Here is a 25,502-nt window from a genome sequence, read left to right as displayed (position 1 = left end):
AGGGGTCAGGCGTTCTCGCGGAGCGCCTCGCCGGCCGACCGGAGCTCCGGGCCGGTGGCGGCCGCCGGTTCGGGTGCGGTGGCGGCCGCCGGGGCGGCGGCGGGGCGCGGGCGCTGGGTCTGGGCGGCGAGCAGCGAGCCGAGGACGACGACGGCGCCGAGGGCCTGGAGCGGGGAGAGGTCCTGGCCGAGCGCCAGCCAGCCGAGCGCGGTGGCGACGACGGGGCTGAGCAGGCCGAGGAAGGCGACGGAGGTGGGTGGCAGGGCGCGGATCCCGCGGAACCAGAGCGCGTAGGTGACGGCCGCGCCGATCAGGCTCAGGTAGCCGTAGCCGAGCAGGTTGGCGGCGCTGAGGTGGGAGGGCGGGGCGCCTTCGACGACCAGGGCGACGGGAACGAGCAGCAGGCCGCCGGCGGTGAGCTGCCAGCCGGTGGTGGCGAGCAGCGGGGCGGGCGAGGTCCAGCGCTTGGCGAGGACGACACCGGTGGCCATCACCACCGCGCCGCCGAGGGCGGCGGCCACGCCGACGGCGTCGAGCCGGGCGCTCGCCCGCAGGACGAGCAGGCTGACGCCCGCGATGCCGGCGATGCCGGACAGCACCGTGCGCAGGGTGAGCCGGTCGCCGAGCAGTGCGGCGGAGAGCCCGGCGGCGATGAGCGGCTGGACGGCGCCGACGGTGGCGGCGACCCCGCCGGGGAGGCGGTAGGCGGCGATGAAGAGGAGGGCGAGGAAGGCGCCGATGTTCAGTGCGCCGAGGACCAGTGAGCGCCACCACCAGCTGCCCTTCGGCAGCGTGCGGGTGAGGGCGATCAGCAGCAGCCCGGCGGGCAGGGCGCGGAGGACGCCGGCGAGGAGCGGGCGGCCGGGCGGGAGCAGTTCGGTGGTGACGAGGTAGGTCGACCCCCACACTGCGGGGGCGATGGCGGTCACCAGCACGATTCCGAGTCGATTCCTTAGCACTAAGCCAACATATCTCAGCGCTAAAGCATGTGACGGCCGGTCCGGCGTGACATGGCTCACAGTTATCTCACTGCTAAGGAATTCGGGCGGCATCCCCTACCCTGAACCCGTGGCAGATCACGTGGACCGAGTAGTCGCGCAATGGGCCGCCGAGCGGCCAGACCTGGACGTCTCCCCGATGGAGGTGCTCGGCCGGCTCAAGCGGCTGTACCGGCTCGTCGACGGGGAGCTCAACCGCACCTTCGGCGAGCACGGCCTGGACGCCGCCTCCTTCGACGTCCTCGCCACCCTGCGCCGCAGCGGCCCGCCCTACCGCCTCACCCCCACCGGCCTGATGCAGTCCGCGATGGTCACCTCCGGCGCGATCACCCAGCGCCTCGACCGGCTGGAGGCCCGTGGCCTGGTCACCCGGACCCAGAGCGACCAGGACGGCCGCAGCCGCGTCGTCGGCCTCACCCCCGAGGGCCACGCGCTGATCGACCGCGCGCTGCCCGACCACCTGGCCACCGAGCGCCGGCTGCTCGCGGGCCTCGACGAGGCCCGGACGGCCGCCCTCGTCGACGCGATGCGCGCCATGCTGGCCGCCCTCGACGACAGCCCGGAGCAGCGCTGACGTTCCCGTGGGCGCCGGGCGGCACCGGGGTTCCCCCGCGCCGGGAGCGGCGCTGCCGTTCCCGGTGGTCGCGGAGCAGCGCTGCCGTTCCCGGTCGTCGCGGAGCGGCGCCCCGCTCCACCCGCCGGGCGTCGCTACGGGTTGACCGCCACGGCCTTGAAGAAGGTGTAGTGGAAGGTCCCGCCCGGCTCGGCGGCGCGGCCGAGCTCGGCGACGCCCCGGTCGAAGGCCTCCGGGGTGGTCAGCCCGGCCGCCAGTGCCTCCGCGCGGACGGCCCCGACCATCGGGACGAAGGTGCGCCGGGTGAAGCCCTCCACCAGCGCGGGGCGGGCGCCGTCGGCGTAGACCGTGCGCGGCCGGACCGTCACGTCCTGGAATCCGGCGTCCGCCAGCAGCGGGTGCAGGCGGCGCCCCACCAGGGCGTCGCCGCCCGCCCGGGCCTGGAGCCGCACCAGCAGCTCGACCGCGTCGTCGGCCGCCCGGCTCCGCGGGTGGAAGAAGGCCGAGCCGTGGTCGCCCTCGATCACCGTGATCGTGCCGCCGGGCCGAAGCAGCCGGCGCAGCGCGGTCAGCGCGGCGGCCGGATCGGCCAGGTGCTCCAGCACGAAGCAGAGGAAGACGTGGTCGAAGGCGTCGTCCGCGAAAGGCAGTCGGTGCAGGTCCCCGTGGTGCCAGGAGACCCGTGCGGCGGGCGCCTGCGCGGCGACCCGGACGCGGGCCTGCGCCAGCGAGTCCGCCGAGATGTCCGCCGCCGTCAGCAGCACGCCCGGGCTGGCGGCCAGCAGGTGCACCGTCTGGGCCCCGACCCCGCAGCCCGCCTCCAGCACCCGGCTGCCCGCCGGGTACGCCGTGCCCGCGTGCAGCAGTTCCGCGAGGGTGTCCGCCTGGTCGCCGAGCCGCTGCGCCTCGGTGTCCGAGTACCCGTGGACGTACGCCGTCGCCGCGTCGTCCCGCTGATCGTTCCGTCCTGCCGTCTCCGTGGTCATGGCCCCACCCTCGCGCCACAATGGCCCGGTGAACAGGTCCAAAGACACACGGGCCGAGAGGTCCATAACGGCGGATCCGGGTGCCGACTTCCTCCAGCTGGACACCGCCGACGCCCCGCGCGGCGGCCTCACCGACTGGCTGGCCGGCCGGCTCCGCGAGGCCGTCGCCGACGGCCGCCTCCCGGCCGGCGGCAGGCTGCCCGCCACCCGCGTGCTGGCGGCCGAACTCGGCGTCTCCCGCGGGGTGGTGACCGATGCCTACCGGCGGCTGACGGAGGAGGGCCGGCTCGCCGGCCGGGGCCGGGGCGGCACGGTCGTCGTCGCGGACCCGGCGCCGCCCGCTCCCGTGACGCCCGCTCCCGTGACGCCCGCGCCCGCCCCGCATTCGCCCGCCCTGCACTCGCCCGCCCCGCCCGACCGCGTGGCGCCGGAGCTGTTCCGGGGCGAGCCCGACGCCGAGGTCTTCGACCTGCTGCGCGGCACCCCCGCGCGGATCGACCTCACCCCCGGCCGCCCCGACCTCACCGCCTTCCCCCGCGCGGCCTGGCTGCGCGCCGAGCGCGCCGTCCTGGACGGCCTCGCCGCCCACGACCTCGGCTACGGCGACGTCCGCGGCACCCCCGAGCTGCGGCTGGCCGTCACCCGCTGGCTGGCCCGCAACCGGGGCGTGCGCGCCGACCCGGACGAGGTGCTGGTCGTCGCCGGGACGGCCCAGGCCCTCGCCCTGCTGGGGCGGGCGCTCGGCCGTACGGGCGTCACCGAGGTCGCCGTCGAGGACCCGGGCTCGCTCGGTGCCCGCCAGCACCTCGCGCACTGGCTGGACGCGACCCCGCCCGTCCCGGTCGACGCGGAGGGCGTCCGGGTCGACATGCTGCGCGCCACCGGAGCCTCCGCCGTCCTGCTCACGCCCGCTCACCAGTACCCGACCGGCGTCGTCCTGGGCGGCGAGCGGCGGCGCGAACTGCTGCGCTGGGCGGGTGAGGGCGGCCTGGTCATCGAGGACGACTACGACGCCGAGCACCGCTACGACCGCCCGCCGCTGCCCGCGCTGCGCGCCGTGCTGCCCGAGCAGGTCTGCTACGCGGGCAGCGTCTCCAAGCTGCTCGCTCCCGCCCTGCGCACCGGGTGGCTGCTGGTGCCGCCGCGGCTGCGGGCGGCGGTGCTGGAGGCCAAGCGCTTCGCCGACCTGGGCAACCCGGTACTGCCGCAACTGGTGCTGGCCCGCCTGATGGAGTCCGGCGGACTCGAGCGCCACCTGCGGCTGTTGCGCCGCCGCCACCGCCGCCGCCGGGACGCGATGATCGCGGCGGTCCGGACCCACCTGCCCGGTGCCACCGTCCACGGGGCGGCGGCCGGCCTGCACCTGATGGTCACCCTCCCGCCCTGGGCACACGGCTCCGACACCGAGCTGGCCGCGGCGGCCCTCGCGCACGGGGTGAAGGTGCACCCGTTGTCCTGGCACGCCCGGTTGCCGTATCCGCCGGGTCTGGTGCTGGGCTACGCGGCCGGTGCGCCGGGGGAGATCGAGGAGGGGATCGCGGTGCTGGGGCGCCTCACCCGCCGGTGACGGCGACGGCGAACCGAGGGGCCGGCCGCGAGCCGGTCACCCGGCCGGTCACCCGACGGTCGGTGGTGGGCGACGGTGAGCAGCGGACGGCCCCGCGGTCCGCGCCGCGGCCGTGCGGCTCAGGACGCGTCGGACCCGCCCCTCCCCGCGGCGCGGCCCGGCCGGATCACCCGGCGCACGGCGCCGCGCAGCCACCGGTGGCCCGCGTCGGCGGTGTGCCGCGGGTGCCAGGCCATGCCGATCGACAGGGGCGGCAGCGGTACCGGGATCTCCAGCAGGCGCAGCCCCAGCGCGTGCGCCGCGTCGCTGAGCGGGGTGGGGGGCTCGCCCGGCAGCGCGGTCGGTACCAGGCAGACCACGTCGCCGGCCGCGGCCAGCGTCATCGCCGCCAGGTGCCCGGGCAGGACGGCGCTGACCCGGCGGCTGAGCCCGTGGTCGGCCAGGGCCGCGTCCAGCGGGCCGGTGAAGCGCCCCCGCCGGCTGACCGCCACGTGCTCGGCCGCGGCCAGCCGGGCGGGCGTCAGGGGCCCTTCGGCGAGCGGGTGTCCGGCCCGGACGCCGGCCGCCATGCGCAGCGTGACCAGCTCGTCGACCCGGGTCTCCGGGTCGACGTGGTCGATGGCCCCGACCTCCAGGTCGACCCGGCCCTCGCGCAGGGCCGGCCCGGCCTCCCACTCCTCGGCCAGCACCCGCAGCGAGACGCCCGGCGCCTGCAGCGCGGCCAGGCCGAGCAGACCGGGCGCCAGCGCCGCGCCGACCAGGTCAGAGGCCTGGACGGTGAAGGTGCGCCGCAGCTCGGCGGGGTCGGTCCCGCCGCCGGGGGCGAGCAGTGCCTCCAGCCGCCGGACCACCGCGGCGGCCTCGTCCCGCAGTTCCTCGGCGCGGGGCGTGGGCACCATCGCCTGCCCCGCCCGCACCAGGAGCGGGTCCTGGAGCACCCGGCGCAGCCGGGCCAGGGTGCGGCTCATCGCCGCCGGGGAGGTGCGCAGCCGCGCGGCGGCACGGGTGACGCTCTGCTCGGCCAGCAGGGCGTCGAGGGCGACGGCGAGATTGGCGTCGAGGTTCGGGACTGGGCTGCTCACCGGCATCGTTCCGTTTCGGGCAATGATTCCTTGCTGAGGTTCCCATTGTGGCAATGCGGTGGCGGTCCGCACGATGAGGGGGCCCCAGAGATCCGATCCGGACACAGAGGTTTTCATGATCGTCATCACCGCCCCCACCGGAAACATCGGCAGGCGACTGCTGTCGCTGCTGGTCGAGGCCGCGCCCGCCCACGGAGAGGAGCTGCGGGTCGTGGTCCGCGATCCCGCCCGGCTCCCCGCGGCCGTGCGCGGCCGGGTCGAGGTGGTCACCGGCTCGCACGGCGACCCCGCGACCGTCGAGCGCGCCTTCACCGGGGCCGACGCCGTCTTCTGGCTGGTGCCCCCGGACGCCTCGGTCACGCCCGAGGCGGGGTTCAGCGGCTTCACCCGCCCGGCCGCCCGGGCGTTCGCCGCCCTCGGCGTCGGCCACGTCGTCGGCGTCTCGGCGCTGGGCCGCGGCACCCCGCTGGCCGCCCGGGCCGGACTGGTCACCGCCTCCCTGGCCATGGACGACCTGATCGCCGGCTCGGGCGTGGCCTACCGCGCCCTGGCCAACCCGTCCTTCTACGAGAACCTGCTGGAGGAGGCCGACTCGATCCGCGCGGACGGCGTCTTCACCGACACCCTCGCCGCGGACCGCCCGGTGCCGCTGGTGGCCGTCGCCGACATCGCCGCGACGGCGGCCGGGCTGCTGCTGGACCGCTCGTGGAGCGGCGTCGGAAGCGTCCCGGTGCTCGGCCCGCAGGACCTGTCGCCCGACGACCTGGCCCGCATCATGACCGAGGAGCTGGGCCGGCCGGTCCGCTACCGGCGCCAGCCGCTCGAGGAGCTGCGGTCCGACCTGCTGGGCTACGGCCTCGACGGGGCGTTCGTCGAGGCCCTCGTCGAGATGAAGCGGGCCAAGGACGAGGGCCTGGACTCGGGCGTCGAGCGCTCGCCGATGGCGGGCCCGGCCACCGGATTCGCGCAGTGGTGCGCACAGACCCTCAAGCCCGCCGTCCTCGCCGCCCCGGAGGCCACCGATGTCCACTGACCGCACCGCACCCGTCACCGCGTTCATCCTGGTCAAGACCACGCCCGAGTGGCTGGCGATGACGGTGGCCGAACGCGTCGAGGCCTTCACCGCCCGGGTCGTCCCGGTGATCGAGGCCCGTACCCGCGGCGTCCGCTCCCGCTTCTACGACACGGAGTTCTACTCGGCACGGGTCACCGACGTCTGGGTCTGGGAGGCGGACGACCACGACGCCTACCGGCTGCTGATCGACGCACTGCGCGAAACCCCTTTCTGGGACCGTTACTTCGAGGTCGTGGACCTGCTGGTGGGTGTCGAGAACGGCTACGCCCGCACCTACGGCCTGGAGCCGGTGGCCAGCCTGGCCACCTGATGCCGCGCGCCGACGGCCGGCCGGTGCCGCCGCCCCGCGGGGTCGCCGGCCGGTCGCCGGTGGGGCGCCGGTCGATCGCCTGCCGGTCGCCGACCGGGCGCCGACCGGCAGGAGGCCGGGTCGGATGGGGCCCGCGGCCGCGCGTGGCGCGGGCCGCCGCGGCGGCCGGGCTTGGGTACGCTGACGGACCGTACCCCCCGCCGCCCCCTTGGAGGCGCGATGAACCCGCTCCGGTACACCGTCCGACTCGGGGCGGTGCTGGTGGTGCTGTCGGCCGTGCTCGGGCCGGTGCCGGCCGGGTCGGCCCCGGTGTCGCGGCGGGCGCCTGCGGAGAGGACGGTGGCGGTGTCCGGAGCGGACGCGCAGCAGCGGGACCGACAGCTGGCGGGGCGCCGGATCGTGCTCTCCTACGCCGGCCCGACCCCGCCGCCCGAGGTGCTGCGGACCATTCGGGAGGGCCGGGCGGCCGGGGTCATCCTGTTCGGCGAGAACGTCCAGAGCCCCGAACAACTGGCGCAAGCGGTCGGGCAGTTGCGTCAGGCGGCGGCCGAGTCCAGCGTTCCGGGGGCGCTGCTGCTGATGACCGACCAGGAGGGTGGCAGGGTGCGCCGGCTGCCCGGTGCGCCCGAGCTCTCCGCCCGCCGGGTCGGCACCGCCCCGAACCCGCTGCACGCGGCGACCGAGGCCGGCGCAGGCGCGGCCGCCACCCTCACGGACGCCGGACTGAACGTCAACCTCGCCCCCGTGCTCGACGTCTCCGGCGCCCCGGACGACTTCATCGACCACCACGAGCGCTCCTTCGGGCGGGACCCGTCCGTGGTCGCCCGGCTGGGCAGCGCGTTCCTGGCCGCCCAGCAGGGCCTGGGCGTCGCCGCCACCGCCAAGCACTTCCCCGGGCTGGGCCCGGCCGCGCAGGAGGAGAACACCGACGCGCGCCCGGTCACCCTGCCGGTGCCGCTGGAGGAGTTGCGCGCCCGCGGCGAGGAGCCCTACCGGGCGGCCATCGCGGCGGGCGTGCGCCTGGTGATGGCCTCCTGGGCGGTCTATCCGGCGCTCGACCCGGCCCGCCCGGCGGGGCTGTCGCCCACCGTGGTGCAGGGCGAGCTGCGCGAGCGCCTGGGCTTCGAGGGCGTCACCGTCACGGATGCCCTGGAGGCCGGAGCCCTCGACCCCTACGGGGACACCGGCGCCCGCGCGGTGGCCGCCGCGGCGGCCGGGATGGACCTGATCCTCTGCTCGGCGCGTGATCCGCAGCAGGGCGAGCAGGCCACCGAGGCGCTCGCCGCGGCGCTGGGCTCGGGCCGTCTCGACCGCGGTGCCTTCGCGGCGGCCGTGGCCCGGATCGACGACCTGCGCGCCTCGCTGTCCTGAGCCGGGCGAGCCCTGCCCTGAGCCGGGTGAACCGGGGCGGAGGGCCCCGGGTGGGCCCGGGGCGTGATTGCGCCATCGAAGGTCGGATTTGAGTCCGCTCGGTACTTCCAAGGGTCAAAGCGAGTCATGGCAAAGGAATCGCATGGCAAAGTTTCCTTCTGGCAGCTGTGAAATGTCACATGTGCCACATCACCTGTTCTGATCCGTTTCCTCACACCCTCCGAAGGAGGAGCCCATGAACCGCATCACCCGGATCGCGGTGGGCGCGGCCGGTGCCGTCGCCCTGCTCGGCGCGCCCGTCCCGGCGCTCGCCGCACCGGCCGCCGCGGCCACCGACACCGCCACGGTCACCACCTGCGGCTACAGCGGCCTGCAGGCCGGGCTGTCCACCAAGGTCTGCGCCGACGTCACCGGTGACGGCGTCGTGATCTACGGGAAGATCGGCCTGGCCGGTCCGCCCACCCCGGACACCCCGTGGCCGCCGAAGCCGCAGGAGCTGCTGACCACCCTGTCGGCCGAGGTCGTCGGCGGTGCCCAGCTCGGTTCGGTGCACGGGCGTGCCGTGTTCACGGGCGGCGCCCTGCGGGTCGACGGCATCGCCGCCACGGCCCCGTGCGGCTCCACCGTCCACGCGACCTTCGGTGTGGAAGCGATCTGGCGGGGTCCGGCCCCGGTCGCGGTGGATGTACCTGTAGTCTGCTGACGGGACGTCACCATGACGGCCGAGTCCGGGAGTTGGCAGCGCCCCGGGCTCGGCTTCCGGTGTTTCCGCGCGGCGTCGTGCGCCCGGCGGGCTCCGCCGGGCGCGCCCTGGCGGTGGGGCGACGGCATGCCGGCGGGCTCCTCGGCCGCAGGTGCCGCCCGTTCGCGATCGCTGTGACGACTTGAAGAAATCTTCATCCGTCGCGATGATGCTTGCCGGCCGCGGTGCGGACGCCCGGCCGGACGCCCACCCAGCCGCACCCGAGGGGAGAGACGCGGACGATGCCGGTCCCGCTGTACCAGGCCAAGGCGGAGTTCTTCCGCACCCTCGGCCACCCGGTCCGCATCCGGGTGCTGGAACTGCTCCAGGACGGGCCCCGCCCCGTCCGCGAGCTGCTGGCCGAGATCGAGGTCGAACCGTCGAACCTCTCCCAGCAGCTCGCGGTGCTGCGTCGCACCCAGCTGGTCGTGGCCACCCGCGAGGGCAACACCGTGGTGTACGCGCTCAGCACCCCGGACGTGGCCGACCTGCTGCGCGCCGCACGACGGATCCTGACCGAGCTGATCACCGACCAGGGCGCGCTGCTCACCGAGCTGCGCGCCGCCGGCGGCCGGCCGGCCCGCTGAGCCCGCGCCCACCGGCCGGCCGACCCGAGGAGAACCCCGCCCATGAGCGACAGCAGCGACGGCACCGCCGCCCGGCCGGGCGACGGCACCAGCGAGGAGCGGAACAGGCGCCGGGCCATGCTGATCCGGGCCGGCATCTACATCTTCGCCACGCACCTGTTCGCGGGCTTCGTCCTGCTGCTGTTCGCGCTCGGCGACCGCCACTGAGCGATGGCCGGTGAGCGGCCGCCGGTGCTCGACGGCCGGTGATCGACCGCCGCTGCGCGGCCGCCGGGCGTGCGCCTCAGTGGCCCGCGTCCTCCGCCACCAGGTAGCGGTCGCTGGTGCTGGTCCACGCCTGGGCGCCCTCGACCAGCTCGCGGGTGCCGTCCAGGTACCAGCGCCCCGCGGGGTGGCGGCGGCCCAGCTCGGCGCGCAGCGCGTCGTTCTGCCTCCGCAACCGGGCGATCCGGGCCCGGACGGCGCCGACGGCCCGGCCACGGGTGCAGCCGCGGGCCCGCTGCACGGTGAGCACGGTGTTGAAGGCGGCCGCGCTCTGGCGCTCCTCCCGCTCCAGCGAGTAGAGGTCGTTGATCAGCGTGGCGGCGTCGGCGGTGTTGGCGCGCAGCCGGTGCAGCGCCGGGTCCGCGTGGAGTGCGGCGGGGGCGTCGGCGCCGTGGACCCGTTCCAGTATGTTCATGAACGGGTAGAGGCAGCTGCCGTGGCGGCGCAGGCGCATCGTCTCGGGCAGGCCGAGGGCGGGGACGGTACCGCGGGAGCGGTGCCCGGCCTCGGCGGGGAACGTCTCCAGGCAGGTCTGCCACTCCAGCGCGGCCCGGGCGCGCCAGGCGGGGGACATTCCGCGGGTCTGGCGGTCCCACAGGTCCCGCCAGGCGCCGAGCAGCCGGTCGTCCCCGTCGGGCTCCGGACCGGTCCGGCCGACGGCCTGCGGGCGGTGCTCCGCTGCGCCGGGGGTGCCGTGCAGCACGGCGGTCAGCGGATCGACGAGGGCGCGGGCCTCGGCGGGTCGGCGCCCGGGCCGGCCGTCGAAGCGGTCGTCGAGGATCGTGAACCAGCCCAGGACGTCCACCAGCAGGTCGAGGTCGTCGCCGCGGGTGCGCGGGAAGGCGTGGCCGATCAGCCGGTGCAGGGCGTAGGCGCGGTAGCGGGGCAGTTCGGCCGGGGTGAGCAGGCCCCGCTCGAGCACCCAGTCCGCGTGCCGGAGCCCGGCGGTGTGCAGTTCGCCGGGGCGGCGCGGGGCTCGGTGCCGCAGGGGCGAGGCGGGCACGGGCGCCGGCACCGGGGCGGCTGTGGTGGCCGGGGTGCGTGGTGACGGGGGTGGCGGCGGGGGCGCGGTGACCGGGCACCGGTCCACCGGCCGGGCGCCGCCCGCCGGTCGGGTCGCCAGCGCGTCCGCCCCGGCGTCGGCCGCCCCGTCCGGACGCGGGCCCCCGGGGCCGCGCGGGACCAGCCGGACCCGCAGCCCCTGGGCCTGCACCGTCGTCCAGACCACCTCGCGGGCCCGAGCCCCGGGCAGGGCCAGCGGCCGCCACCGGCGCAGGATCGCGGCCGCCGCGACGGTCAGCTCGGCCCAGGCGAAGGCCTCCCCGATGCACTTGTGCTTGCCCGCCCCGAACGGCAGGAAGGACGGCCGCCCGGCGCCGCCGCCCTCCTGCCAGCGCTCCGGGCGGAACCGCAGCGGGTCCGGGTGGAGGTGCGGGTCGCGGTGTAGGGCGGTGAGGCTGTACAGCAGCTCGGTGCCGGCCGGGATCCGGTACGGTCCGAGCTCCACCGGCACCCGCGCGGTGCGCATCAGGAAGGCGTTGGGGGCGTGCAGCCGCACCACCTCCTGGGTGACGCTGCGGGTGTAGGCGAGCCGGCCGAGCGCCTCCGGGGTGGGCACGGTGCCGGCGGGCAGGTGCCGGTCGAGTTCGGCCAGCAGCCGGGTCTCCACCTCGGGGTGGCGCAGGAGTTCGTCGAGCAGCCAGGTCAGCGTGGTGGAGACGGTCTCGGTGCCGGCGCCGAACATGGTGATCGCCTCGGAGCGGACGTCCGCCTCGGTGAGCGGGCGCCCGGTGGCCGCGTCGGTGGCGGCGCGCAGCAGCGCGGGCAGGGTGGCGCCGTGGCCCGCGGCCGACCGCTCGCCGCGTTCCGTCCCGTGGACGGCCTGGTCGACGACCCGGTTGAGCACCCGGACCGCGGCGTCGAAGCGCCGGTTGACCGGAAGCGGCAGTCGGGCGAGGGCCGGGTGCGGGTAGAGCGACTGGACGATCTGGCCCTTCACCAGGTCCGGAAGCGCCCGGTGGAAGGCCTGGGTGGCGTCCTCGCTGAGCCGGGCGTCGAACAGCGAGCGGGTGACGATCTCGAGGGCGAGGTGGTTCATCTCCTTCGCCACGTCGAGGACCTGCCCGCTGCGCCAGCGGCCGGCCCGCTCCTCGGTGACCTGGTGCATCACGGCGAGGTACTCGGCCATCCGGTCCGGCCCGAACGCGGGCTGCAGGACCCGGCGCCGGTCGCGGTGGGCCTGGCCCTCGGACATCAGCAGGCCGTCGCCGAAGGCCGTCCTGAGGGTGTCCTGGACGGCGCCGCGCGGGCAGTCGTGGGCGAGCGCGACGAGCAGGGTGTGGACCAGCCGGGCGTCGGTGACCACGCAGACGGTGCGCGGCCCGAGACGGACGCGGACGACCCCGCCGTGGCGGGCGAGCGAGCCGAGGAAGCCCAGCGGATCGCGCAGCAGCGCGCCGGCGTGGCCGAGCCCGGGGACGGCGCCCGGGGCGAGCGGGGGGACGGCCGTGCGGGCCGGTCCGGGCGAGGGCGGCGCGGCTCTCGGGGGGACGACCGGTTTCCGGGTCTCGGTCATCAGGGTCATGACATCACCTCTCACCACAGGGGCCGGTGCGACCGGTGCCGGGAGGGGCACCGGCAGCCGGCCGGGAGGCGGGGGCCGGCCAGCGCGGGACCCCCGCGCGCACCTTCGCCAGAGGGCGCACGCCATGGGAAACGCGCCGGGTTGGACGGGCGTTGCGCCGAACGCGGGCGGATCACTCCAACGGGCCAGCGCCCGGACCACCCCGGACCGCCCCCCGGGATGGCGCTGACCTGCGACGACGGATCCGTCCGGAAGTCCCGTAGCGGACCCGGCGGGCAGGGTCTTTGGACCCTCGCCGCCCGGCCGTGCGGAGGCCAGCATGGTGGCGGAGAAGGAGGAACCTGATGACCCGTCTGCGCCACCCGTCCGCACTCGACGTCCGGGTGGAGATCCGCGGCGAGCTCCCGCACGAGGACGCCGAGTACGCGCGGGCGCAGGCGCTGGAGGCGGCGGCCGCGCTCGGCCCCGGCACCCGGCTGCTGCGCATCCGGCTCACCCGGGCCCTGCATCCGTCGGTGACCCGGCCCGTGCTCGCCCAGGCCGACGTCGACCTGGACGGTGCCGGACCGGTCCGGGTGCAGCTCGCCACCCGCGCCGCCCGGGAGGCCGTCGACCTCGCCCTGGGCACCCTCGCCAGCCGCGCCGCCCGGCTGCGCGAGCAGGGCGACATCGGGTTCGCCGCCGTCCACGAGAGCGTCTACCGCCCGCAGTACGCCGCCCGTCCGCTCGCCGAGCGGCGGATCGCCCGGCGCAAGGCCGTCGTCCTCACCCGCCGCACGCCGGAGCAGGCCGCCCGCGAACTGCTGGCGCTGGACCGGCGCTTCCACCTCTTCACGGACGCCGCGACCGGCCGGGACGGCCTGGTCCGGCGCTGCCCGCTGAGCGGTGCCGTCGAGCCGTGGCCCACCGGCGCCGACGACGGCCGGCCGGACGGCCTCGCGCAGGCGGCCCGGCGGCTCTGGCTCACCGGCGCCCCGTTCGTCCCGTACGCCGGGGCCGAGGCCGCGGCCCCCGGCGAAGGGGCGGAACGGGCGCCGGGCGGGGGGGCGGGCGCCCCCCGCCCCCGGGTGGCCCCCGTCGGGGGGGCCGGGGGCCGCGGCCCCGGCGTACGGGACGAACGGGGCGCCGGTGGTGGTGTCGGCCGCACCCGGGTCATCTACCGCCGCTACGACGGCCACTACGGCCTGATAACGCCGGTAGCGCAAGCCCGTTGACGGGCAGGAGACCGGACGGCACGCACGCACCACGACGGTCCTGACGGCCACCACCGCCACGGCCGCCACGACTTCCACCACTGCCACGACAGGGGAACCGGGACCATGGACTGCGACGAGGTCATGCTGACCGTCCGGATCACCGCCGGCGAGCGCGCGCTGCTGCGGGCGCTCGCCCGCGGCCACGGCGGGGACGTCTCCGAGGTGGCCGTGGACGGCCTGCTGGAGGTCATCCCGGCGCTGCACGACGACGCCTCCGTCCTCCCGCTGCGGCGGGTCCTGGCCAGACCCGCCCCCTGCGCCGTGACCCTCTGGCTGCCCTCCCCGGTCGCGGACCTGCTGCCGCTGCTGGGCGAGCGGATCGCGCGCACGGCGGGCCCGGCGGCGGGCCCGGCCAGTGCGGCGCTCTCCGCCGCGCTGCGGCTGTGGCTCGCCGGGGACGGCGCCGTGCTGGCCGACGGGCTGCGCCGGATCCACGGCGGCTGCGCGGGCGGGCGGGACGCGGTGGTGCGGTCGGGGGCCGCGCGGTCGGAACCGGCGTACGCGGCGGCCTGAGCCGGGCCCGGGAGCCCGGTTGGCCGGAGCTCGGTCCGGGCTCGTGCGGGGCTCGGTCCGGGCTCGGCTTGGGGCTCGGTCCGAGCTTGGTTCGGGCTTGGTTCGGGCCGGAAGGAGCCGCCCGTCGCCGGGCCGGCGGGGCGTTCCTGCGGGACCGTCAGCCCGGCCGTCCGGTGGGGGAGTCGCCCGCGCGGGCGCCCCGGGCGGGCGCCCGACGCCGCCCCGTGCCGGGGAGTGCCCGCGGAGGGGCGCGCTCCCCGGCGCCGTCGTGTCCGGGCCCGTTCCCGCGGCCGTCCCGGCGGCCCTTTCCTCTACCCGGTCGAGCCTCCTCGCACACCGGTCCGGAAATTTCGAAAAAGGTTTCTGTTATCCCCACCCGTCCCATCCGCTCTCCGGAGTGTCGGAAGGTCCGAGCCCCCGTCACCACGGGGGGCCCGGACCGTCGCACGAGGAAAGGAACGCGATGGGACACCGGAGCACGGAGCTTCGCCGGCGCCGACGTCGGCGGCTCACCCGCAAGAGCACCCTGGTCGCCGTGGCAGTGGCGGCCGGACTGGTCGTGGGGACGCTCGGCATCCGCAGCGCGCTGGAGCCGGCCGGTATGAGCAGCTCGGTCACCGCGGCGAGCGGATCGGCCGACCGCGCGGGGGCGGATCAGGCCGGCGAGGTCTCCGCCGACGGCAGCCGCCCGGGCGAGACCGGCACGGCCGAGGGCGGCACCCGCCCGCCCACGCCCAAGCACGACCAGAAGGCCACTCCGATCAAGGAGATACCCAAGGACCAGCCCGACCGCGGTCTGGTCTACACGGGTCTGAGCCTGCCCAGCAGCGACCGCTGCGCCGGAACCCTGGAGGTCGCCGGCGACAACAGCCAGTGCAGCCACGGCCCGGACGTGCCGCCGAAGGACGTCGACATCCGCAAGGACGTCCCGCCGGTCGCGGCCGCCGCCCAGGCGCCCGCGCTCACCCCCACCGCCAACGCCCAGGCGCCGGCCGCGGCCGACCTGCTGAAGGGCGGCGCGCCCGTCATCGACGCCGCCGGGAAGACGCTGCTCAGCGAGCCCGGCGCGGCGGCCGGCCCCTCCTCCTCCCCCCAGGGCGCGGCCGCGCCCGCCGGGTCGGGCCTGGTCTGCGAGGGTGACGGCAGCAGCGGCAACCGCGTCCAGGCGGTGTACGTGCACACTCCCGGGAACGACCGGTTCGCCCAGTACCTGCCCTCGTTCAAGAAGTGGGCGGCGGACGTGGACACCATCTACAACGCCAGCGCCCAGGAGACCGGCGGCGTGCGCCACGTGCGCTTCGTCACCGAGTCCGACTGCACCGCCTCGGTCCTGAACGTCCAGATCTCCGACTCCGAGATCCAGGACTTCAACGCGAGCAACCGCGCGCTGGCCGCGCAGGGGTACAACCGCAAGGACCGCAAGTACATGATGTTCACCGACGCCAAGGTGTACTGCGGCATCGGCACCTTCGCCGGTGACGAGCGCCCCGGCCAGGACAACATCAGCAACTTCGGCCCCTCCTACGGCCGCACCGACTCCGGCTGCTGGGGCGGGAGCACCGCGGCGCACGAACTCGGCCACAACCTCGGCGCGGTGAACAACAGCGCGCCCAACTCCAGCAAGGCCGGCCACTGCGTCGACGAGTGGGACATCATGTGCTACTCGGACGCGCCCAACTACCCGCAGATGCGGACCGTCTGCCCGGACCGCTCGCACGACGACCGGCTGGACTGCCGCCACGACGACTACTACAACACCTCGCCCGAGCCGGGCAGTTACCTGGCCACGCACTGGAACGTCGCCAACAACCGCTTCCTGATCGCCGGCAACGGCACCGGGCCCAACCCGACCCCGACGCCGACCGCGACCCCGACGCCGACCAAGTCGCCGACCGGCACGCCCTCGCCGACCGCGACGGCAACGCCCACCCGCACGGCCTCGCCGACCCCGACGCCCACCGGCAGCCCCACCGCCACGCCGACCGGCACCCCGTCGCCGACCGCCACCCCGACCTCGGGGACGGCGGGCCCTGACGTGACGACCAGTCAGATCACCCAGAACTCCGTCGTGCTGAGCTGGCCGGCGGTCAACTCCGCCGCGGGCTACGACGTCCTGCTGAACGGCCAGGCCATCGGCACCGTCAAGGCCACCCTGGTCGGCGTCGTCCGCCTCGCGCCCGACACCTCGTACACCGTGGCGATCGCCGCCCGCGACGCCGCCGGCACCGTCGGCAAGCCCGGCCGGGCCGCGACCTTCCGCACCCTGGCCGACGCGGGCCGCCCGCAGCCCGGCGCCAACTACACGATGGTCAACGGCCTCACCGGCCAGGCCGCCGACCTGTGGGGCAGCTCGATGAACGACGGCACCGTCGCCATCGCCTACCAGCGCACCGGCTACGCCAACCAGAAGTGGCAGTTCGAGGACGCCGGCAACGGCGCCGTGCGGATCAAGTCCGCGCGCTCCGGGAAGTGCCTCCAGCTCGGCGGCACGCCCGTCGCCGGCCAGTACGTCGCGCAGCAGCCCTGCTCCGGCAACGCCGCGCAGCAGTGGCAGCTCACCGCCAAGGACGGCGGGTTCACCGTCACGGCGAACGGCGGATCGCTGGTGCTCGGGCTCAGCGACCGCTGGTACTACGGTGGTTGGCTGTTGGAGCTGCAGCAGCCGAACGGCAAGCCCTACCAGAGCTGGTCGCTGCTGAAGACCAGCTGAGACCGCCCCGGGACGCCGGGCCCGGACGCCACCACCCCACGGTGGCGTCCGGGCCCGGCGCTGCCGCTCCCCGCCCCCACCCACGAGGAATGCCCGCCATGCGAACCCGCCCCCTCGTCGCCGCCCTGGCTCCCGCCCTCGCCCTCGCCGCCCTGCTGCCCGCAGCCGCGCCGGCCGCCGCCCACGGCGACACCGTCCACCTCGACGTCTCCGGCCAGCGCAACGGCCACGTGACCACCGTCGCCACCTGGGAGAACGACCACGACCTCGTCACCGAGGAGTTCGCCGGCTCGCTGTCCGCGACCTCCCCGGACGGCCGCTCGATCGGCCCCTGGCGCCTGGTCGCCGTCCCGGGCGAGCCGGGCACGTACACCACCCGGGAGATCGTCCCGGCCGGCCACTGGCGGGTGACCGTCGACTGCGCGTTCCCCTCGCTGGGGCACGCCGAGCGCGAACTCGACGTCGAGCAGGCGGTGATCAGCGACCCGCCGCTGACGGGCTCCACCGGCGCGACCGGGCCGGGCACGGGCCCGGCGGGTACCACGGGCACGACGGGCACGACAGGCTCGACGGGCACCACGCCGAGCCCGGCCCCGCCGATACCCCGGCCGACCGTCGGCGCCGGCTCGACGGCCCCGACGACCGCCCCGACCGCCCCGACCGGCTCGGCCACCGGCTCGACGGCCCCGACCGGCTCGACCGCTCCGGCCGTCCCGCTGGTCGCGGGGAGCACCGACCCGGCCCGCGGCACCGACTCCGCGGACACCCCCGACTCCGCCACCTGGGCCGCCATCGGCACCGCCGTCGCGGCCGTCCTGCTGGTCGCCACCGGCTTCTGGCTCCGCCGCCGCTCGCGGCCGTAGCACCCCCCGCTCGCGGCCGTAGCACCACCCCGGGCGGGCCGTCGCCGGCCCGCCGGGGAACCATCGGGCCCGAACCACCGTCCCAGTGGTCACCGGGCGCCACCGGGCGCCCGGCCGACCGCGAGGGAGCGTCCGCGCATGAAGAAGGTCCTGATCACCGGTGGTGCGGGATTCATCGGCAGTACGGTGGCCTCCGCCCTGCTGGACCGGGGTGTCACCCCGGTCGTCCTCGACGACCTCTCCCAGGGCCGCGCCGAGTTCGTCGAGGGCCGGGTCTTCTACCGGGGCGACATCGCCGACGCCGCGCTGCTCGAGCGGATCTTCACCGAGCACCCCGACATCGACGCCACCGTGCACTGCGCGGCCCGGATCGTCGTCCCGGAGTCGGTGGCCAAGCCGCTGTACTACTACCGGGAGAACGTCGCCAAGACCGTCGAGCTGCTGGAGGCCCTCCAGCGCCACGGCTGCACCCGGGTGGTCTTCAGCAGCTCCGCCTCCATCTACGCGCCCACCCCGGACGCCCGGGTCGACGAGAGCAGCCCGGTCGACGCCGGCAGCCCCTACGCGCGCACCAAGCAGATGATGGAGCAGGTCCTCGAGGACTGGACCCGGGGGGAGGGCGCCGAGCGGCAGCGGGTGATCGCCCTGCGGTACTTCAACCCGATCGGCGCCGACCCGCAGCTGCGCACCGGCCTGCAGAACCTGCAGCCCACCCACGTCCTCGGCAAGCTGATCGAGGCGCACACCGAGGGCACCCCGTTCACCGTCACCGGCGTGGACTGGCCGACCAGGGACGGCTCCGGCATCCGCGACTACATCCACGTCCAGGACCTCGCCGAGGCGCACGTCGCGGCGCTCACCCGGTTCGACGAGGTGATCGCCGACGGCGCCGCGGACCGCTACCGGGTCGTCAACGTGGGGACGGGCGACGGCACCACCGTCCGGGAGCTCGTCACCGCCTTCGAGCAGGCCGTCGGCGCCGAGCTGGACGTCCGCGAGGCCGGGCCGCGCCCCGGCGACGTGATCGGCTGCTACGCCGCCGTCGACACCGCCCGCGAGCTGCTCGGCTGGAAGCCGCAGCGCGGCATCGCCGAGGGGGTCGCCGACGCCCTCGCCTGGCGGGCCGCGTGGACCGCCCGCCTCGGCGCCAGCTGACGGACACCGCGGCGGCCCCGGCCCCGGCCCGGGGCCGCCGCGCCGCCCGCCCCGGGCCCCGCGTTCGGGCGCCCGGGGCGGTCCGCCCCGCGGGCCCCGGCAGGCCTCACTGCACGGCGGTGCCCGACTTCGCCCAGTTGTCGTGCAGGCGGTCGAGGTAGGACTGCGCCTGCGCGCCCACCTTGACGCCGCGGGCGAAGGCCAGCATGTTCCCGGCGCCGGCGTTGTAGCCCAGCGCGAGGAGCTCGTCGTGGTTCAGCGGCGCACTCACGCGGGCCGGCAGCTGGGCGGCCAGGTCGTGCAGGTGCCAGGCGGCGGCCTGGACGGCCAGACCGCGGTCGTCGGGCAGCTCCTCCCACTGCCGGGAGGCGAACGGGCGGCCCGGTTTGGTGTCGTCGAAGGCGGCGCGGTGCATGTTGGCGATGCCGAAGGAGGCGTCCGGCTTGCCGCGCTGCCAGGCCCGTTCGAGCTCGGGGTCGTGCGGCTTGTAGGACTCGTTGTAGAGGATCGCCATCAGCAGCTGGGGGTTGACCCCGGCCTCGGCGGCGAACCGGCGCACCGGGGCCGCGTAGTCGGCCGGGTCGTAGGGCCCGGACGGCTTCGAGGGCTTCGTCGGCGCGGCGGACGCGGACGGCCCGTCGGCGGCCCCCGGGGCCCGGCCCGCGTCGGCGGACGCGGACGTCGACGGGGCACCGGACGGCACCGGGTCGGTCGGATGGCCACCGCCGCGCACGATGCCCCAGCCGGCCGCGACCAGGACGCCGACGACCAGCCAGCGCCCCCAGCGCGGCCCCTGCTGCTCCTCGCTCACCGCTTCCGGCCCTCCCCGTCGTCCCGTACCCGTGTGCGGCCCTCGCACCGGTGATCGTGCCCTGTTGCAGGCTACTCGGCGGGCCCGTGCGCCCCGGTCGAGGCCGCCCGGGAGCTCCCGCGGATGCTCGACAACGGTGTCGAAGTCGCCGCCGGACCTGCCGTCCGTGCGGTCGTCGCCCACGTCGCCGACCTCCGCCGGGCGCCGCCCGACCACCCCGCCGTGGCAGCGGCCGAGGCCGGCCGCCCCGTCCGCGAGGTCCTCCGGACCCTCCGACATGGTGACGCTCCGCTCCTCTGGCGCGTTCCTGATGGTGTGCCGACGTGGCGGGGATCATGCCCGTCCTCACGACGGCCCACCAGGCGCTTCGCCCTCCCGGAAGTCGGCGGGTGACTTTGCTGAAATGGGTCGGTCGGCTCCGGTCCGGGCTCGACCGGACCGGAGCCGGTGGGAGTCGCCGCCGGGACGACCGCGTCCCGGCACGCAGGACGGCGTGCACGCGCCGTGGCAGCCGAATCGACCGAGGGAAGTGCGCATGGCCGGGCAGCGGGCGAGAACGCCGTACCAGAACGCGGGACGGCGCACCGACGACCCCGCCGTCCCCGCGCAGCGCACCCGGGCGGCCGACCCGGACGGGCCCGGCCCGGCCGCCGCCCGCGCCCGGCGCGTCGGAGCGACCCGGCGCCGCCCGCCGGTCCGCCGCGGCGGCGGCTGGCCGGTGCCGCTCGCCGCCGTCGGCCTGCCCCTGCTCGGTGGCGCCCTCGACGAGCTCGGCGGCCCCGGCGTCGGCGTGCTGTTCGCGCTCGGCGCCGTCGCCGGTACGGGGGCGGCGGCCGCGCTGTGCAGCCGCGCCGGGCGCTGGTGGGTCGTCACCGCCGCGCCGGTGGTGGTGCTGCTCGGCGCGTCCGGCACCGAGTACCTGTGGCACCCGGACGCCTACCAGGGCCGGCGGCTGGGCACCGGCGCGCTGCGCTGGGTGGTCGGGGCGTTCCCGGTGATGGCCGCCGCCGTCGGGGCCGCCCTGCTGGCCGTCGCCGTCCGGGTCGCCCTGGACCGCGCCCGGACCGGCGCCGTGAACCCCCCGACCGGAAGGAGCCGCCGTGGCTGAACGCACTCAGCGCCCCCGCCCCCGCCCGCGGGGCCGTGCCCCGCGCCGCGGCCCCGGCCCGCTCACCGTGGCCGGCCGCACGCTGGCCTGCACCGTCTCCATCGCCGTGCTCGGCGCCAGCGGCTTCACCTGGTACGAGTACCGCAGCCTCGACGACGGGATGATCAAGTCCGCCGCGCTCGGCGAGGCCAAGAAGAACGCTCCGCCGCACCTCGACAAGTCGGTGAACCTGCTGCTGATCGGCCTCGACAGCCGCAAGGACATGGACGGCAACGACCTGCCCAAGCAGTTCGTCGAGGAGGAACTGCACGCCGGCTCCAGCGAGATCGGCGGCTACAACACCAACGCCCTGATCGTCCTGCACATCCCCGCCGACGGCGGCAAGGTGACCGCGCTCTCCGTCCCGCGCGACGACTACGTGCAGACCGTGGGGGCCGACGGCAGGATGCACAAGATCAAGGAGGCCTACGGCATCGCCAAGGAGGCCGCCGAACTGAAGCTCGCCGGCAAGGGCCTCTCCAAGGCCGACCTGGAACGGCAGAGCCGCGAGGCCGGGCGCTCCGCCACCATCCAGACCGTGCAGAGCCTCCTCGACGTCCCGATCGACCACTTCGCCGAGGTCAACCTGATCGGCTTCTACGACATCGCCAAGGCCGTCGAGCCGATCAAGGTCTGCCTCAACCACCCCGTCGACGACCCGATCACCGCTCGCACCGCCACCCACGAGGGCGGCGGCACCGGGCTCAAACTGCCCGCCGGCATCAGCTCGTTGAACGCCGCGCAGGCCCTGTCCTTCGTCCGCCAGCGGCACCACCTCACCAACGGGGACCTCGACCGCACCCACCGCCAGCAGGCGTTCATCTCCTCCGTCGAGTACCGGCTCAAACAGCAGGGCGTCCTCAACGACCTCGGGCAGATGCAGAAGCTCTTCGGGGTGGTGAAGAAGGACGTCGTCATCGACAACGAGTGGAACATCCTGGACTTCGCCCAGCAGGCGCCCAACCTGACCGGCGGGAACGTCGAGTTCAACACCCTGCCGATCACCGGGTTCAAGAACGTCGGCGGCCAGGAGGTCAACACCGTCAACCCGGACCTGATCCGGAAGATCGTCCGGCAGCTCTTCTCCACCCGCGAGCCCGGCCCCGCCCCGGCCGCGCCCGCGCCCTCCGAGCCGGCCGCCGAGAGCACCGCCCCGCCGCCCGCCGCCCCGACGACACCGGCCGCCACGCCGGGCACCGCCGCCAGAGCCGTCGTCGACGTCAACGCCGCGGCGGGCGCCGGCGCGGCCGCCGCCGAGTCCAGGGCCCTCACCGAACTCGGCTACCAGGCCGGCCGGATCGGGGACACCGCCGCCCGCGCCAGGACCACCACCGTCACCTACGGCACCGGTGCCAAGGCCGACGCCCAGCAGCTCGCCACCCGCTACGGCGTCACCGCGGCCCCGGGCACCGGCGTGGCGCCCGGCCACGTCCTCCTCACCCTGGCCGCCACCCGGACCCCGGCCCCCGGCGCCGCCACCACGCCGCCCGCCGATCCCGCCGCGGACCCGGCCGCCGGCCTGCCGATGCAGGGGCCGGCGGTGAAGGCCGGCGGGATCCCGTGCGTGGACTGACCGGGCTGCGGGGCGGGCGGTGCGGCGGACACCGCCCCGTCGTCCGCCGCAAGGCCGTCCGCCGCCCCGCTGCCTTCCGCCCCGCCGCCCGCCGGGCCGGCCGGCGACCGGAACCGCACCCGGAGACCCTTCGTCCTGAGAGGAAACGGTGACGAGAGGGGTACGTGGTGGCCGGTGGGAGCTGGTGGCGGACGGGTCTCGTGGGGATGTGCGGGGTCGCCCTCGTGCTGCCGGCCGGGCTGGTCGCGGTGCGGGCGACCGGGGCGGACGACGGGACGGTGCTGGCCCTGCCGATGGTGCTCCTGCCGTACGCCGCGCTCGGCACCCTGCTGCTGCTCGGGGTGCTGCTGGCGTTGCGCTCCTGGTGGGTGGCGGCCGTGGCCGGCCTGCTCGCGGTGGTGCAACTCTGCTGGCTGGCGCCCAGGTTCGTGGCCGACGGGGGCAGCGTGGCGGCCGACGCGCCGCGGCTGCGGGTGGCCACCAGCAACGCGTACCTGGGGCAGGCCGACGCGGCCGCGCTGGTGCGGCTGGTGCGTGAGCAGCGGGTGGACGTGCTGGCGGTGGAGGAGTTGCGGACCGCGACGGCCGAGGCCATGGACCGGGCGGGGATCGCCGACCTGTTGCCGCACCGGAGCATCGACGGCGACACCGCCCTGTACTCGCGCCTGCCGCTGGCCCCGGTCGACGCCTCGGCCCCGGCGGCCGCCCGGGCCCAGCTCGCGGCCGAGGTGACGGTCGGCGGCAGGCAGGTGCGGCTGACCGCCGTGCACACCTACTACCCGCTGGGCGACGCCCGCCGCTGGGGGGAGGACTTCGCGGGGCTGCGCGCGGCGGCCCGGGGCGCCCCCCGCACCGCGGTGTTCCTGGGGGACTTCAATGCCACCCTGGACCACGCCCCGATGCGCGAGCTGCTCGCGACCGGCCTCACCGACACCCACGAGGAGCTGGGCGGCGGCATCCGGCCCACCTGGCCCGAGGACAACGCCGACTTCCCCTACCTGCCGCCGGTGATCCAGATCGACCACGTCCTGCACGGCTCGGCGCTGACGGCCGTCTCGGTCTCCGAGCACACCGTGCCGGGCGCCGACCACCGCGCGGTGGTGGCCGAACTGGCCGTCACAGGATAGGAGTCGGACCCCGCCCGGTCAGGGCGCGGCGGACGAGCCGGCCGGCCGACCAGAGCAGGACGGCGGTCGCGGCGACCGCGGCGAGCACGTAGGTCGCCGGCATGTCCTCGTTCGGGTAGCGGTCGCCGACCACCCGGACGGTCGCCGGGTCGTCCGCCGCCGCCTCCAGTGGCACGGTCGTGCCGACCTGCGGGTGCTCGACCCGCTTGAGGCCGAGCGCCGTGGTGCTGAAGCCGCGGTCGCCGACCGTGTAGGTGACGGTGTAGAGCCAACCGCCCTTGCGGAGGGTCACGGCGCTGACCGTTCCGTCCACCCGCAACGGCGCGGCGTCGATGCGGCTCGCGGCCCGCCACTGCGCGGAGGCCGCGAACAGGCTCCAGCACAGCACCAGCAGCGAGACCGCCGAGCCCGCCAGGGGAAGGGACCACGCCCGCGCCAAGAGTTCCCTCATGGCCCGGACGATACCGGCCGCACATCGCGCCGCAGGGGCCAGGGTGGCGGCTCTGACGAACTGTCAACTTCCGTCCACCGCGGGCCGCCACCGGCCCGCGGTGGGGTCGGTGGCGGCGGTGCGGGCGGTCCGGCCGGGCCGGGTCAGGGTGTCGCGGCCGAGGTGGTGGGGCAGGGCGGCAGGGTCGTCCCGGTGGCGGGCACGCTGGTCACGCAGGTCGCCGTGGGGGTGTGGGCCGTGGTGGTTCCGGTGGTCGCCGCCGCGGTGGCCTTCGTGCTGCCGGCGGCGGTTCCCGCGGACGTGCTGCCGGTGGCGGTGGTCTTGACGCTGGAGGCCGAGGAGGTCGACGAGGTGGGGCCGGAGGAGGTCGCACCGGAGCTGCTCGCACCGGACTTGGTCGCGCCGGAGGAGGTGGCACCCGAGCTGGTCGCGCCGGAGCTCGTCGCACCCGAGCTGGTCGCACCCGAGGAGGTGGCGCCGGAGCTCGTCGCACCCGAGGAGGTGGCGCCGGAGGACGTCGCGCCCGAGGTGCTGGGGGAGCCGGACCCGGAGGTCGTCCCGGAGGAGGACGAGGACGTCGCGGGCGCCGTGGTCGGGGTCATCTTCGACGGCGGGGGCACCCCCGGGGCCAGCGGACCCTTGGGCTGCTCCACGCGCTTGTCGACGACCTTGATCTGCCCGGTCACCCGGGCGAACCAGCCGGCCGTCTCGATGTTCACCAGGACGATCTCGGTGACCGGCTGCGGCGCCGGCACCACGACCACCAGCGTGGTCGGCTGGAAGCCCGTCCAGGCCTTCCCGGTGTACTTGGCGTTGCTCACCAGGACGGGCGGCTTCAGCGGGTTCCCGCAGGAGCAGCGAACCCGGGGCACTCCCTGGGCGTCGACCAGCACGGCGGTGCCGGCCTGCAGCGCGCTCTGGTACTCGGTGACGGCGCCGGACTTGTAGCTGTGGTTGGTCACCCGGGTGTCCACCCGCAGGTAGACCGAGGTGAGCGACCGCAGGTAGGAGGGGATGGCGGACTGCTCGATGCCCGCGGCCGAGGCCCAGGCCCGCCCGCCGTCCCCGGCGGAGACCATGGTGATCAGGCGTTCGGTGTCACAGCTGGGCTTGTTCATCGTCCCGCCGTACAGCCCGGCGGAGCTGCCCTCCACGCTGTGGAGCGTGGCCGGGGAGCCGCTCGTCGGCTTGCCGCTCTGCGCCGGCTGCTGCCCCTGGGAGGTCGCGGGCTGCGGGGCGGGCGCGGCGACCGCCTGGGTTTCCACCGAAGGGGTGAACGGGTCCGGTCCGGGATCCGACGGGGCCTGCAGGGCGACCTCGTTCGCGGCCGGCACGGCGTCGTTGTGGCCGCCCTGGTTGTTGACGATCAGCACCGTGGCCAGCACGGCCACCACCACCGTGCCCGCGGCCAGCGCGAGGCCCTTCCCGGAGCGCCACCACGGCCTGTGCGGCCCGCGGCCGCCACCGGACGGCGGACCGCCCGGCCCCGACGGCGGCCCGGACATCCCCGAGGAGCCGGAGGAGCCGGACGGCGGACCGGCCGTGCCCCCGCCGGACTGGGGCCCGGACAGCGGGCCGGACGGGGGCCCGGACGGCGGGCCGAAGGGCGGCTCGCTCGGCGGGCCGGGCGGGGGCGGTTGGGAACTCATCGGGGCTCCGTTTCGCAGGCGGCCGGCGGGCGCGCCGACAAGGGGATCTCCTGCCACTGGGGTTCCATTTCCCCCCGGCTCCCCGGCGGCCGCAACAGCAGGTGCGG

The 25,502-nt window shown here is 76.2% G+C and carries 23 protein-coding genes; 16 read left to right on the top strand and 7 right to left on the bottom strand.

The annotated features are described in order from the left end of the window. Nucleotides 1-5 precede the first annotated feature (5 nt). Nucleotides 6-935 (bottom strand): EamA family transporter, encoded by a 930-nt coding sequence (locus ACIRS1_RS20145; protein ID WP_402841568.1) that lies wholly within the window; start codon nt 933-935, stop codon nt 6-8. Between the two features lie 133 nt (nt 936-1,068). Here ACIRS1_RS20145 and ACIRS1_RS20140 point away from each other — a divergent pair, with 133 nt between their 5' ends. Next, nucleotides 1,069-1,572: a MarR family transcriptional regulator gene (locus ACIRS1_RS20140; protein WP_360220638.1), complete on the top strand. Its 504-nt coding sequence runs from the start codon at nt 1,069-1,071 to the stop codon at nt 1,570-1,572. Between the two features lie 134 nt (nt 1,573-1,706). On the opposite strand, the gene ACIRS1_RS20135 is transcribed toward ACIRS1_RS20140, so the two are convergent. Next, nucleotides 1,707-2,558: a methyltransferase domain-containing protein gene (locus ACIRS1_RS20135; RefSeq protein WP_402841565.1), complete on the bottom strand. Its 852-nt coding sequence runs from the start codon at nt 2,556-2,558 to the stop codon at nt 1,707-1,709. A 28-nt stretch (nt 2,559-2,586) separates the two neighbouring features. Here ACIRS1_RS20135 and ACIRS1_RS20130 point away from each other — a divergent pair, with 28 nt between their 5' ends. Continuing rightward, nucleotides 2,587-4,125, top strand: coding sequence for a PLP-dependent aminotransferase family protein (locus ACIRS1_RS20130; protein ID WP_402841562.1), 1,539 nt, complete (start codon nt 2,587-2,589; stop codon nt 4,123-4,125). A gap of 119 nt (nt 4,126-4,244) precedes the next feature. Here the strand turns inward: ACIRS1_RS20130 and ACIRS1_RS20125 are convergent, their stop codons facing one another. Continuing rightward, nucleotides 4,245-5,213, bottom strand: a complete 969-nt coding sequence (locus ACIRS1_RS20125) for a LysR family transcriptional regulator (protein ID WP_402841559.1) — start codon at nt 5,211-5,213, stop codon at nt 4,245-4,247. 109 nt (nt 5,214-5,322) lie between these two features. On the opposite strand from ACIRS1_RS20125, the gene ACIRS1_RS20120 reads away from it, so the two are divergent. The 6 genes from ACIRS1_RS20120 (at nt 5,323) to ACIRS1_RS20095 (ending at nt 9,499) form a co-directional block, all read left to right on the top strand. Further along, nucleotides 5,323-6,240, top strand: a complete 918-nt coding sequence (locus ACIRS1_RS20120; RefSeq protein ID WP_402841556.1) for an NAD(P)H-binding protein — start codon at nt 5,323-5,325, stop codon at nt 6,238-6,240. Further along, entirely contained in the window at nt 6,230-6,592 is a 363-nt protein-coding gene (locus tag ACIRS1_RS20115) for a darcynin family protein (protein WP_402841553.1), read from the top strand. The genes ACIRS1_RS20120 and ACIRS1_RS20115 overlap by 11 nt, the downstream gene beginning before the upstream one ends. A gap of 219 nt (nt 6,593-6,811) precedes the next feature. After that, nucleotides 6,812-7,963, top strand: a complete 1,152-nt coding sequence (locus ACIRS1_RS20110; protein WP_402841550.1) for a glycoside hydrolase family 3 N-terminal domain-containing protein — start codon at nt 6,812-6,814, stop codon at nt 7,961-7,963. A gap of 235 nt (nt 7,964-8,198) precedes the next feature. After that, a complete protein-coding gene (locus ACIRS1_RS20105) occupies nt 8,199-8,666 on the top strand; it encodes a hypothetical protein (RefSeq protein WP_402841547.1) in 468 nt (155 codons plus the stop codon). A 281-nt stretch (nt 8,667-8,947) separates the two neighbouring features. After that, on the top strand, nt 8,948-9,292 hold the full coding sequence (locus ACIRS1_RS20100; RefSeq protein ID WP_402841545.1) for an ArsR/SmtB family transcription factor: 345 nt from the start codon (nt 8,948-8,950) through the stop codon (nt 9,290-9,292). Nucleotides 9,293-9,334: 42 nt separating this feature from the next. Continuing rightward, nucleotides 9,335-9,499, top strand: a complete 165-nt coding sequence (locus ACIRS1_RS20095; protein WP_360220611.1) for a DUF6126 family protein — start codon at nt 9,335-9,337, stop codon at nt 9,497-9,499. 76 nt (nt 9,500-9,575) lie between these two features. Here the strand turns inward: ACIRS1_RS20095 and ACIRS1_RS20090 are convergent, their stop codons facing one another. Next, complete coding sequence (locus ACIRS1_RS20090; protein ID WP_402841541.1) at nt 9,576-12,140, bottom strand: cytochrome P450; 2,565 nt, start codon at nt 12,138-12,140, stop codon at nt 9,576-9,578. A 344-nt stretch (nt 12,141-12,484) separates the two neighbouring features. On the opposite strand from ACIRS1_RS20090, the gene ACIRS1_RS20085 reads away from it, so the two are divergent. The 5 genes from ACIRS1_RS20085 to galE all read left to right on the top strand — a co-directional run bounded on the left by ACIRS1_RS20085 (nt 12,485) and on the right by galE (nt 18,637). Continuing rightward, nucleotides 12,485-13,354, top strand: a complete 870-nt coding sequence (locus ACIRS1_RS20085) for a sigma 54 modulation/S30EA ribosomal C-terminal domain-containing protein (RefSeq protein ID WP_402841538.1) — start codon at nt 12,485-12,487, stop codon at nt 13,352-13,354. Nucleotides 13,355-13,459: 105 nt separating this feature from the next. Continuing rightward, the gene (locus tag ACIRS1_RS20080) at nt 13,460-13,909 is read left to right on the top strand and encodes a hypothetical protein (protein ID WP_402841535.1); all 450 of its coding nucleotides are present in this window, start codon (nt 13,460-13,462) and stop codon (nt 13,907-13,909) included. A gap of 463 nt (nt 13,910-14,372) precedes the next feature. Then, the gene (locus ACIRS1_RS20075) at nt 14,373-16,619 is read left to right on the top strand and encodes an RICIN domain-containing protein (RefSeq protein ID WP_387900090.1); all 2,247 of its coding nucleotides are present in this window, start codon (nt 14,373-14,375) and stop codon (nt 16,617-16,619) included. A 98-nt stretch (nt 16,620-16,717) separates the two neighbouring features. Further along, entirely contained in the window at nt 16,718-17,482 is a 765-nt protein-coding gene (locus ACIRS1_RS20070) for a hypothetical protein (RefSeq protein ID WP_402841531.1), read from the top strand. Nucleotides 17,483-17,620: 138 nt separating this feature from the next. Further along, nucleotides 17,621-18,637, top strand: coding sequence for a UDP-glucose 4-epimerase GalE (gene galE, locus ACIRS1_RS20065; RefSeq protein WP_402841529.1), 1,017 nt, complete (start codon nt 17,621-17,623; stop codon nt 18,635-18,637). A gap of 106 nt (nt 18,638-18,743) precedes the next feature. Here galE and ACIRS1_RS20060 read toward each other — a convergent pair whose 3' ends face one another. Beyond that, complete coding sequence (locus ACIRS1_RS20060) at nt 18,744-19,448, bottom strand: lytic transglycosylase domain-containing protein (RefSeq protein WP_402841527.1); 705 nt, start codon at nt 19,446-19,448, stop codon at nt 18,744-18,746. 535 nt (nt 19,449-19,983) lie between these two features. Between ACIRS1_RS20060 and ACIRS1_RS20055 the strand changes: the two genes are divergently transcribed. The 3 genes from ACIRS1_RS20055 to ACIRS1_RS20045 all read left to right on the top strand — a co-directional run bounded on the left by ACIRS1_RS20055 (nt 19,984) and on the right by ACIRS1_RS20045 (nt 23,295). Then, nucleotides 19,984-20,556, top strand: a complete 573-nt coding sequence (locus ACIRS1_RS20055; RefSeq protein ID WP_402841525.1) for a DUF6542 domain-containing protein — start codon at nt 19,984-19,986, stop codon at nt 20,554-20,556. Further along, on the top strand, nt 20,549-22,168 hold the full coding sequence (locus ACIRS1_RS20050; protein WP_402841523.1) for an LCP family protein: 1,620 nt from the start codon (nt 20,549-20,551) through the stop codon (nt 22,166-22,168). The genes ACIRS1_RS20055 and ACIRS1_RS20050 overlap by 8 nt, the downstream gene beginning before the upstream one ends. A gap of 167 nt (nt 22,169-22,335) precedes the next feature. Then, a complete protein-coding gene (locus tag ACIRS1_RS20045) occupies nt 22,336-23,295 on the top strand; it encodes an endonuclease/exonuclease/phosphatase family protein (RefSeq protein WP_402841521.1) in 960 nt (319 codons plus the stop codon). On the opposite strand, the gene ACIRS1_RS20040 is transcribed toward ACIRS1_RS20045, so the two are convergent. Together ACIRS1_RS20040 and ACIRS1_RS20035 are read right to left on the bottom strand one after the other, a co-directional pair. Further along, a complete protein-coding gene (locus ACIRS1_RS20040; RefSeq protein ID WP_387900099.1) occupies nt 23,285-23,746 on the bottom strand; it encodes a hypothetical protein in 462 nt (153 codons plus the stop codon). The genes ACIRS1_RS20045 and ACIRS1_RS20040 overlap by 11 nt on opposite strands. Nucleotides 23,747-23,889: 143 nt before the next feature. Next, complete coding sequence (locus tag ACIRS1_RS20035; RefSeq protein ID WP_402841518.1) at nt 23,890-25,395, bottom strand: DUF6777 domain-containing protein; 1,506 nt, start codon at nt 25,393-25,395, stop codon at nt 23,890-23,892. Nucleotides 25,396-25,502: the final 107 nt, after the last annotated feature.

This window comes from Kitasatospora sp. NPDC101176 (assembly GCF_044768035.1).
Classification (GTDB): domain Bacteria; phylum Actinomycetota; class Actinomycetes; order Streptomycetales; family Streptomycetaceae; genus Kitasatospora.
This window is presented reverse-complemented; position numbering and strand designations above follow the sequence as displayed.